General features: G+C 53.4%; 8 protein-coding genes. 4 read left to right on the top strand and 4 right to left on the bottom strand.

Annotation, left to right across the window (positions count from 1 at the left end; all coding sequences use genetic code 11):
* Nucleotides 1–49 precede the first annotated feature (49 nt).
* From HMPREF1207_RS11600 to HMPREF1207_RS11590, 3 genes are all read right to left on the bottom strand, one after another.
* Nucleotides 50–1228 (bottom strand): MFS transporter, encoded by a 1179-nt coding sequence (locus HMPREF1207_RS11600; RefSeq protein WP_009673982.1) that lies wholly within the window; start codon nt 1226–1228, stop codon nt 50–52.
* A 55-nt stretch (nt 1229–1283) separates the two neighbouring features.
* Entirely contained in the window at nt 1284–1745 is a 462-nt protein-coding gene (locus HMPREF1207_RS11595; RefSeq protein ID WP_009673983.1) for a MerR family transcriptional regulator, read from the bottom strand.
* Nucleotides 1746–2045: 300 nt separating this feature from the next.
* Nucleotides 2046–2840 (bottom strand): class I SAM-dependent methyltransferase, encoded by a 795-nt coding sequence (locus HMPREF1207_RS11590; protein WP_009673984.1) that lies wholly within the window; start codon nt 2838–2840, stop codon nt 2046–2048.
* A 114-nt stretch (nt 2841–2954) separates the two neighbouring features.
* Here HMPREF1207_RS11590 and HMPREF1207_RS11585 point away from each other — a divergent pair, with 114 nt between their 5' ends.
* The 4 genes from HMPREF1207_RS11585 to HMPREF1207_RS11565 all read left to right on the top strand — a co-directional run bounded on the left by HMPREF1207_RS11585 (nt 2955) and on the right by HMPREF1207_RS11565 (nt 6300).
* Entirely contained in the window at nt 2955–3812 is an 858-nt protein-coding gene (locus HMPREF1207_RS11585) for a carbon-nitrogen hydrolase family protein (RefSeq protein ID WP_009673979.1), read from the top strand.
* 77 nt (nt 3813–3889) lie between these two features.
* Nucleotides 3890–4582 carry a GNAT family N-acetyltransferase gene (locus HMPREF1207_RS11580; RefSeq protein WP_009673978.1) on the top strand — a complete coding sequence of 231 codons (693 nt, stop codon included), beginning with the start codon at nt 3890–3892 and terminating at the stop codon, nt 4580–4582.
* A gap of 69 nt (nt 4583–4651) precedes the next feature.
* Nucleotides 4652–5323: a hypothetical protein gene (locus HMPREF1207_RS11575; RefSeq protein ID WP_009673981.1), complete on the top strand. Its 672-nt coding sequence runs from the start codon at nt 4652–4654 to the stop codon at nt 5321–5323.
* Nucleotides 5324–5553: 230 nt separating this feature from the next.
* Nucleotides 5554–6300: a GNAT family N-acetyltransferase gene (locus tag HMPREF1207_RS11565; protein WP_269212170.1), complete on the top strand. Its 747-nt coding sequence runs from the start codon at nt 5554–5556 to the stop codon at nt 6298–6300.
* 63 nt (nt 6301–6363) lie between these two features.
* On the opposite strand, the gene HMPREF1207_RS29230 is transcribed toward HMPREF1207_RS11565, so the two are convergent.
* Complete coding sequence (locus HMPREF1207_RS29230) at nt 6364–6534, bottom strand: hypothetical protein (protein WP_016423676.1); 171 nt, start codon at nt 6532–6534, stop codon at nt 6364–6366.
* Nucleotides 6535–7101 lie beyond the last annotated feature (567 nt).

The following is a 7101-nucleotide window of genomic DNA, read 5'->3' as shown; positions in this document are numbered from 1 at the left end:
ATACGCCGCGGGCACCAATACGCCGCGGGCACCAATACGCCGCAGGCGCTTACCCGGCCTGTGGCCCGGTTGCGCCTGCCTTGGCCGGGCGGCTGCGCCAGACGGACATCGCGATGACCGCGATGAGCGCCAGGCCGGCCGCGACGGCGAAAGGCAGTTGGGCCGACAGGTGGTGGGCGATGTAGCCCGACAATACCGGAGCGATGGCCGCACCCAACCAGCGCACGAAATTGTAGGCGCCGGACGTTATGCTCCGTTCGAATGGAGAAACCTCCATCACGTGGCTTGTGAACAAAGCATTGTTCAATCCGCAGAACAAGCCGATGACGATAATCAGCAGAATCTGCAGCCACAAGGTGTGAACCAGGAACAACAGCAGCAGAATGAGGCAGAATGCTCCCAAGCTCCACGGAATGATTTGGGAAGGCTTGAAACGTTCCTCCAGATTGTGAGCCAGCTTCGCGGAGCCGTAAGCAAGCATGAGGCCCCAGCCGAAGAAAACGAGGCCGAGCTGGATGGCCGACATATGAAGCATCAGCGGCGAATAAGCCAACACGACGAAGAAGCCGTAGTAATAGAACATCGAAGAACCTGCGACACGCAGGAACGGCTTATGGGTCGCCAGGTGCAGAAGCTCCTTGAATCCGGCCGCTTTACGGACGGATTTTTTCTCCGGCTCCTGAATCATGAACAGCACCAGCAGGAACGCGATAAGCACAAAACAGCCTGTGGCGATAAACGGCAGCCGCCAGGAAATGCCGCCGAGCAGTCCGCCGACAAGCGGTCCGCCCGCCATTCCGAGGCCGATCGCCGCTTCATACATGCCGACGGCCGTATTGGCCGAAGGCGTCAAGGCAATGAGCAGAGTCATCGCGGTGGCGAAGAACATCGAATTCCCGAAGCCCCAGCCCGCCCGGAACAAGGCTAGCTCGGTAATACCGCCGGATGCGCCGCACAGAAAGGCGAAGACGGTCACGACGGCGAGGCCGGCAACCATCATTTTTTTGTCGCCGAAGCGGGTCGCTGCAAGACCGGACGGAATCATCATAATCGCCATGGTGAGGATGTAAGCGGTAAAAAGCAGCTCGATCTGCGCCGGATTCGCGCCGATTTTCTCGGCTATAATCGGAAGAATCGGATCGACGACCCCGATTCCCATAAAAGCAAGAAAAGTTGCAAACACCGTGACGTAACGTGCGCGTGTTTGCTTTTTTATTCCCTGATCCATACAAATATGCACCCCTCGCACAAGTCTGGCCGGGAAATGGGTGCCATGAGCACAGCTATTGTCCGGAAGACGAGATCTTGCCGGAGGACGCCGCCGGTTGAGGCTGGCCAATCGCTTCGCGCACCTTAGAGAGCAGTTCTTCCATATCTTTGCGGAACGCCTCCATCTTATGAATCTTGAGATCAAGCATATCCACCTGTTCGGCGAGTCCGTCCGCTACGCGCTTGAGCTCCTCCTGCTTCTTCAGCTCGACGGCGTAGCCGTCGGAACCTTCGCGGTAGGAAGCAAGCAGCGTATCGATGGCCAGGAAATGCTGCAGCTCCTGCAAAGAAAAGCCGAGCACTTCGCGAGCCAGCAGCACTTTCTTCAGACGATCCACGTTTTCCTGGGTGTACAGCCTTACGCCTCCCTCGCTGCGCGTAGGCGGCTCCAGAAGGCCGATCTCTTCATAATACCGGATCGTACGCTTGGTCAATCCCGTCTCCTTGGCGACATCATCAATTTTTAACCGTGTCATGTTTACCACTCCCAGTCGCTAATATCAAGATTACTCCTAACTAACGTTAACGTCAACGTTAACTTTATCCCCGTAGTTGAAAACCTCATTGCACTTTTTGAATCCCCTCCTGAATAACCGGGGTTCATGTCCATTGACTTTCCTCTATAAGTATATCGTTTCCCGGCTCTTCTAACCAAATCGGCGCGGCTTCACGAAACAGCTAAAAACCGCCACAACCTTTGTTGTGACGGTTCTGATTTATAGAAAGCGCGTTGTCTGAACCTTGGATCCCGCTGCCACCGTGGGAACTAAAGCCGTCTAGAGCTTTTTAGCCACCAAAGTGAACGATTTCGGAATGCCTTTATCGTAAACATCCGAAGATCGGTTAGGCTCTTCTTCCAGAATCTCGATGAACAATCCCGAAGAAGCGGCGGCCGTAACGATTTCCCCGAGCGTCCATTTGCGGTGCCGTACTTTGATTAAGGCCGATTCGTCCTGTCCCGGCAGGAATTTGGAGTAGGCTACATCCGTCTCTTCTATAGAGGTATCGAAATAATCGCCGGTTACTTTGTGTTTCCGGACCTTGGCGGTAGAACCGCGGGAGGAGATCAATTTGGTCGTCACGGGATGAAAATCCTGCAGGATCAGCCGCCCGCCGGAAGCCAGCAGTTTGACCACCACGTCGAATAGCGGCTTCAGCTCCAAGAAATAATGAAGAATGCCGAATTCCATAAGCGCGAGACCATAGTCGCCGGTCAGCTCTTCTTCGGGAAGCTCCAGCACATCGGAGACGATGTAACGGACGTGTACTCCGGCGGCTTCCGCCAGTTCCGTTCCGTATTTGGCGTTTTCCGCCGCGATATCTACAACCGTGACTTCGCTTGCTCCCAATAGGGCGAGAGCTGCGGCTTTACTGCCGTGGGAGCCGAGCAGATTAACGGCTTTGATTCCGCTGAGGTCCCCGAGAAAACGACTGAAAGACCGCACGGTCCCCTCCGGGTTCCGGCCGATAAGCGCAGCTGCTTCCTCCGGGGTTCCAAACCGGTTCAGCCAGGCCTCGTAAGCGTGCTGGTTCCAGGCCGTCTGATTGTGTTCGCTGAATTGTTTTTGCACGGGGGATTCCTCCTTTTGTTCCACAATCATTCATCATATAATAAAATCATCGGCAAATCCATCCGGTTCATACGGGTTTGCGGACAAGTTTTTCCGCCTAAGGAGGAGTTCGTTTTGAAATTCAGAGTTTCCGCAGTCCAGCATCATCTGCATACCATTTCGAGCTTTCAGGAGTTTGCGGATCAGGTCGAGCATTACGTCAAAACGGCGCAGGAATTCGATTCCGATTTCGTGCTCTTTCCGGAGCTTTTTACTACCCAACTGTTGTCCATTCGCAATCCGGGGGAGGGAGCGCTGTCGATCAACGATCTGCCCTCCTTTACCGACTCATATATGGAGCTGTTCAAGGGACTCGCCAAGTCGACCGGTATGCATCTCATCGGCGGCACTCATATCATTGAAGACGGCGGACGCTTGTACAACTCCGCGTTTTTATTTTATCCGGATGGCAGGATAGGGGAGCAGAGGAAGCTGCACATCACCCCGACGGAAGTGAAAGAGTGGAACATGGGAGCCGGTGACGCTCTTCAAGTGTTCGATACGGATAAGGGCCGCATTGCTATTCTCGTCTGCTACGATATGGAGTTTCCCGAAATCGTCCGTATGGCCAAAGCCCGCGGCGCCGACGTTATTTTCTGCCCTTCCTGCACGGACGATCGTCACGGCTTCCACCGGGTTCGCTACTCCTGCCATGCCCGTACCATCGAGAATCAGATCTATGTGGTCGTGACCGGAACGATAGGGTCGCTTCCAACCGTTGATTTTATGAGAGGGAATTTCGGACAAGCCGCCGTGCTTACCCCTAACGACGTGCCCTTTCCACCGCGCGGCATACTGGCCGAAGGAGAAATCAACGATGATATGATCATTACCGCCGATCTGGATCTGGCTCTTTTGGAAGAAGTCCGGGAGAAAGGTTCCGTTACCACGTGGCGCGACCGCAGAACCGATTTGTACACCGATTGGAAATAAAGATGCATGGTTTGAATCCGGCAGCGGATTGTTGAAGCCGGTACTAGAATTTTGACGGAAGTGGGGCCCGAAACGAGATGAATGCGACACCAGAATCCGAATCACCCAAGTATATGAAGAAAATGTACGTTTTCGACGGGGAGAAACCGGTTCCCGCCCTGATCAGAAGCTACTCGGAAGCGGATGTCGAAGCTCTGATCGAAGTGCAGCGCCTAAGCTTTCCGCCTCCGTTTCCCGAGGAACTGTGGTGGAACGAAGAACAGCTCCGCAGCCATGTCCGGCTATTTCCCGAGGGGGCTCTCTGCGTGGAGGTCGGAGGCAAAATCGTCGGCTCCATGACGGCGCTCCGCATCCGGTTCGATCCCCTCCATCCGGAGCATACCTGGGAAGAAGTCACGGACGGAGGGTACATCCGCAACCAAGACCCGGAGGGGGATTCCCTCTATGTAGTGGATGTTTGCGTGATGCCGGCGTACAGAAAGCTGGGGCTGGGCAAATGGCTTATGTTCTCCATGTACGAGACAGTCGTCCATCTGGGGCTTCGCCGTCTTTTGGGCGGGGGAAGAATGCCCGGTTACGGGGCCCAGGCCGGCAAAATGACCGCCGATCAATATGTCGATGCGGTTGTAGCGGGACTGCTCCACGATCCGGTTCTGAACTTCTTGCTCCGGTGCGGACGGATGCCGGTCGCCGTGCTGCCCAATTACCTGGAAGACGAGGAGTCCCTTAATCACGCTCTGCTGATGGAGTGGAGGAACCCCTTTCTATAGAGGACGCTTCCTTCTTTCTGGAGATGGCCGTCACGTTTTAAGCAACAACACTTTGAGAGGATGAGGCCCATGGAATACATACGTATTACCGATATCAACGACCCTTTATTTGCGAAAATGCATCAGCTCATGCAAACCGTTTTTCCCGCTGAAGAGGTGCTTGACTATGACCTGTGGAAAGAACCGCTCGAAGACCCGGGCATTCGGGTGTTCGTCGCCGTTCACGACGGGGAAGTTGTAGGAGCGACCGAGTACCGCTATTACACCGATCTGGGAATCGCAATGACCGACTTTACCATCATCGGCCAGCCAGGCCTTGGCATCGGCAGATTCCTGAGCCGCAAACGTCAGCATGATCTGGCGGATCTGGCCGCTCAAAGCGGGAAGCCTATGATCGGCATGTTTGCCGAGATCTACGATCCCTACCGGGTAGAAGATCATTCGTTTGGCGGCGTTAAGCCGATGGATCCTTTCGTGCGCCGCGAGGTTCTGTCTCATTTAGGTTACCGCCGTCTGAACTTTCCTTACGTTCACCCTTCCTGGCAGAACGACGGAGAAGCCGTAAGCGAACTGGATCTGTGCTTCATGCCTTCGGATGAGAATACGGAATACGTGCCGTCTTCCCTTATCGCCGATTTTCTGACCCGGTACTACTCCGTGCTTGAAAACAAACCGCCGACGTGGCAGGAGATGGTCTCGCGTCTCCGTAAATCGGAGCGCACGGCGCTTCTTCCCCTGTAAGCGGGAAACGAGGATGAAATGACTCTTGATCAGGAACAAGCCCAACCGGGTGGTGCAAAACCAAGCAATTCCCTTCGCGGTGTCGGAAGTTTGCGCATAGCGGCTGTTAGAGGCGGTCTTTCGCAAGATGATCTGAACCAGCTGGATTCACTGGCCGATACTTGCCTCAGCCACGACCGCTTCACTGTGAAGCTCAATAGAAATATGCTGAAAGAGCGGGCGCGGACGAGATCAACGATTTTGCGGCATTCGACGGCCCTCGCCTCGTCGGTTATTTAGGCATGTACAGCTTTCAGACCTCAGAAGTCGAGATAAGCGGGCTGGTCCATCCCGATTACCGCAGGAGCGGCCTATTTACGCATCTTCTTCAACTTGCCGCGGGCGAAGCCGAAACGCGGAGAATTCCCAAGCTCGTCTTTATTGCGCCAAGATCGTCGTCCGGTGCAGGCCCTTTTGTAAAAAAGATCGCAGGTTACGCGTATTCCGAATATGTGATGGAACTGCTTCATGAAGGACGTCCAGAAGCCGCCGCCGGAGCGGATAAAGTCGGAATCAGGCCCGCTGGTCCTGCCGACAAAGAACTGCTGATCCGTCTGAATCAGGACGGATTTCAAATGACGCGGGAAGACGCCGCCTACTACGTGGAGTCTACGCTTGCGAAAAATAATGACAATCATACCTTTATAGCCGAAGCGGGGGGAGAACCTATCGGTAAAATCGGTTTGATCTTACTGGGAGATACGGCGATGATCATCGGTTTCGTCATTGCTCCCGAACTGAGGGGACGGGGCTATGGCAGAGCCGTACTGTTCAGGACGATCCGTCATATTCGGCAAAGCCTGGGCTGCAAGATCATCAAGCTGGGGGTTGCCGCCGCTAACGATCATGCGCTGGGACTTTACCGGTCCTGCGGTTTTGAAGTGACGGATGCGAATGACTACTACGAATGCGGAACTTCTTCTTACTCCTATGCTTGAAGCAGCAGGATTTCCCGCACAATTATAAAAAGGGCTCCCGTAGGGGCCCTTTTGTTTTACCGCTTATTCCTGCGTTTTTGCATCCGGTGCTTGCGTGAGCAGCTTGTCCTTATTTCGGATGGCGCGCTTATCTTCAGCCAACTCCAGGGTGTCATTCGCAAACTCCATATCCTGATTCTCTGCATTCATGTGTGTTGTTCCCTTGTAGTTCCCGCTGTGTGTTTTGTTCTCCATGGGTTGCCTCCTCTCTGCATCATTAGATAGATAAAGTTAGCTTTGGTCTGCCGTCCGGAGAATATGCGCACATACTTCTCGAAAAGAATGGTTTATGTACGTATAGAAAAATCGCTGCAAGGATATGCTGATAGCATTGTTTCGAGCATGCAACACAACTGGAATAAAAAACCTGTTGCAAAGCTATTGCTGACATGGTACATTAATTTAGCTGACACGGACGAGCCCTTGAAAAGCAAGGCCGGAAGCGAAAGCTGAGAAATTAATCTTAAAAAAAGGTTGACTTCGAAAAACGGATATGTTATTATGGAATTCCGGCCAAGAGAAACGGGCCGATACAAAACGAGTAACATAAACAAGATTGTCCTTTGAAAACTGAACAACGAGTGATTGAAGCGTCTCAAGCAATTGAGACATTAATGAGAAGAAATTCTCGTCAGCAACGAATTTTTGAGCTTAATCAGCTTGAGATAAACCGCTGGCCGTAAGGCTGGCACAACTTTATCGGAGAGTTTGATCCTGGCTCAGGACGAACGCTGGCGGCGTGCCTAATACATGCAAGTCGAG

The sequence above is a fragment of the Paenibacillus sp. HGH0039 genome (assembly GCF_000411255.1).
Classification (GTDB): Bacteria; Bacillota; Bacilli; order Paenibacillales; family NBRC-103111; genus Paenibacillus_F.
This window is presented reverse-complemented; position numbering and strand designations above follow the sequence as displayed.